Here is a 2,681-nt window from a genome sequence, read left to right as displayed (position 1 = left end):
GCTCCTCGGGCCTCGGCGTTGCGTTGCAACGTCACCAACGTCTTGCCGCGCGGCTTGTGTTCCATTTTGAATTTTTTCCCCAAAGCACAACCTCCATGACGCTGTGAAAGTGAAGTAAAAACAGGATACGCCTTGTGCGATTATAGCTGGTTGTTAAGGATTAGGTGACAATTACCGGGCGCAGCACGGCGACATCGCCACCGTCGACGGCGAGTTCACCTGCAAGCGCCTGCTGCTGCCCCGGCCGATGCTGATGCCGCCCAATCCGGCTCTGTCGCATTAAGACGGCGTCAGGTAACATTCTGTTTTTTTGCGATGTTGCCTGACGATGCTTCTGATCCGAAACGCCTTCAAACGCCTGCATTATCCCGTCGATGTTATTGCTCAGTGTGTCCGATGGTATCTGGCTTATTCCCTGAGCCTGCGAAATCTGGAAGAGATAATGGCAGAGCGTGAGGTTGTCGTTGATCATTCCACGCTTCACCGCTGGGTCATCCGCCTGGTACCGCTTCTGGATAAGGCCTTTCGCCGACATAAACGCAAGTTGGGTCGCCGATGGCGAATGGATGAAACCTACATAAAAATCAAAGGCCAGTGGAAATAGCTGTACCGTGCTGTCGATACTTCAGGTCAGACGGTCGACTTCCTGTTGACCGCCAGACGTGACGCTGCGGCTGCCTTGCGCTTCTTTCGCAAGGCCATTCACCACCACGGTGAGCCTGAGGTTGTAACCATCGATAAAAGCGGCGCCAATACGGCGGCGCTGGCCACACTCAACGCCGGTAAACCTGAAGACGAACCCATTACCATCAGGCAGAGTAAAGACCTGAACAACCTGATTGAGCAGGGCCATCGGAATATCAAACGGCGAATATGGCCGATGCTGGGGTTCAAATCATTTCGGCGAGCGCAGACGATACTGGCGGGCATTGAGTTAGTGCATATGATACGTAAAGGGCAATATCAGCATCCCGCTGGAGAGCATTTATCACCGGCGGAACAATTTTATCTGTTGGTTGCCTAAAATATCGGCAACGCAATGTTTGCTGACTTGCCTACGCTAATGCGACAGAGCCATTATTCTTGCTGCTAGTGTTAACCTACTTCCCACAGCAGTGACGTCGTCACTTAAGGTGCCGTAATCAGAATAATAAGACTCTATCTTACCCCCTGGCGAGGAAGTTATGCATTACTGACCTTGCTGTTGGCCGCCATGGGAACTTATGCTCTCCAGGCAAGCTCCCCTCTTCAGGACGATTATCACGGTATCATCAAATGGTTCTCACCACGCAATCACCGGTCGGAGCCCTTCTTATGGTGGTACAACAAAAACGCAGGTTCCCCTGACTTTTCCCTGCGGGGCACGTATCTCAACCCGAGCAATCAGTCCGTGATCCAGAATGCGGTTTGTCCATGGCGCAACATTGCACATTGATGGCTTGTGATAAAGCTGTATTAAGTCTATATTTAGACTTATTCGAATGATGCAGAAGAAGGAAATATCATGAAAACCGAGACGATAAGTTACTTAAAGCAGAATGCAGCCAAACTCGATTTGAGCGAGCCTCTGATAGTGACGCAAAATGGCCACCCTGCGTATGTTATCGAATCCTATGATGACCGTGTTCGTCGAGACGAGAGCATTGCGCTACTCAAACTGATGACATTATCTGAGAAAGATATTGAGTTAGGCCGCACGTTTACACGTGATCAGCTCCTGGACACCCTTTGATGGCCAAGGGTAACGTGGTTTTTATTTATTCATCAACCGCAAAAATGACAATGCAAACCATCGCCCATTTTCTGCGATCTCGCCAGTTGGATCCCAAACCGGTGATCGCGAATGTGCTGGATGAATTTGAAGAGAAAACGGGCCTCTTCCCCGAGGGAAGCCCCGTCTGTCAGGAGCTCCTGGAATTGGGGTGCGCCAAATACCGGGAATGCAACACCGCCAACGGTTATCGTGTCCTTTACAGCACGCGACAGAATGAAAAAGACGGCGTGATTTATGTACATGCCGTCTTATCCCAAAAACAACATATTGGCAGCCTGTTGTTCAATCGAATTTTGGAATGGCAGTAAGATGTTCATATTGTTTCCCTGAGCAAGACCGCTCAGTATCCCCCAGAACCGGGGGGCCACCAGACGCCGCCGGTACCAGGGAAACATGTGAGTCACCTGCTACGACGTAAAATGTGAAGCCAGCGGCACACCTGATAATTTTACGCAATTAAATCAGGAAAATACCCGACTTCCCTTGCCTACCCTGCGCGAACTTGCCCCCGTAAACGCTGATCACTGTGCTGTTTTCCGACGTTGTGCCCGGCGTTTGATGGCGTCCAGAGTCTCTCTTTCCTGTTGACCCTGACCCAAAATCCTGCTCCATTCAGAAACAGAATTCCGGCATGATAAACACTCCCCTGAACGGAGGTGGTGCCGATGAAAAAGTCACGATTCACCGAAGAGCAGATTGTCTTTGCCCTGAAGCAGGCTGAGCTGGGTACGTCAGTGCCGGACGTCTGTCGCAAGCTGGGCATTTCGGATGCCACTTTCTATACGTGGCGTAAAAAATACGGCGGCATTTCTCCTTCGGAGCTGAAGCATATGCGGCAACTGGAAGAGGAAAATCTGCGGCTGAAGAGGCTGGTTGCCGATCTGAGCCTCGACAAGGCGATGCTGCA

Annotated in this window: 3 protein-coding genes and 2 pseudogenes; all 5 read left to right on the top strand. The window is 51.0% G+C overall.

The window, feature by feature from the left end:
- Positions 1–175: 175 nt before the first annotated feature.
- Positions 176–283: pseudogene (locus ACCC84_RS23350) on the top strand (DNA polymerase V subunit UmuD); the annotation flags it as partial.
- Between the two features lie 45 nt (positions 284–328).
- A pseudogene (locus ACCC84_RS23345) lies at positions 329–1,024 on the top strand (IS6 family transposase).
- Positions 1,025–1,504: 480 nt separating this feature from the next.
- Positions 1,505–1,732 (top strand): type II toxin-antitoxin system Phd/YefM family antitoxin, encoded by a 228-nt coding sequence (locus ACCC84_RS23340; protein ID WP_371902405.1) that lies wholly within the window; start codon positions 1,505–1,507, stop codon positions 1,730–1,732.
- Complete coding sequence (locus tag ACCC84_RS23335; RefSeq protein ID WP_371902404.1) at positions 1,732–2,082, top strand: type II toxin-antitoxin system RelE/ParE family toxin; 351 nt, start codon at positions 1,732–1,734, stop codon at positions 2,080–2,082. Before ACCC84_RS23340 ends, ACCC84_RS23335 begins: the two co-directional genes overlap by 1 nt.
- Before the next feature lie 357 nt (positions 2,083–2,439).
- Positions 2,440–2,681: transposase (locus ACCC84_RS23330; RefSeq protein ID WP_371902403.1), on the top strand; the 242-nt coding region annotated here is incomplete at its 3' end.

The sequence above is a fragment of the Serratia odorifera genome, from assembly GCF_041448735.1.
GTDB lineage: Bacteria > Pseudomonadota > Gammaproteobacteria > Enterobacterales > Enterobacteriaceae > Serratia_F > Serratia_F odorifera.
Note: the sequence above shows the minus strand (reverse complement) of the source record. Positions and strands in the feature narration are given on the sequence as shown.

Coding starts and splice junctions, on each gene's coding strand:
- ACCC84_RS23335 (WP_371902404.1), top strand. CDS start 1,732: ATGGCCAAGGGTAACGTGGTTTTTATTTATTCATCAACCGCAAAAATG.
- ACCC84_RS23340 (WP_371902405.1), top strand. CDS start 1,505: ATGAAAACCGAGACGATAAGTTACTTAAAGCAGAATGCAGCCAAACTC.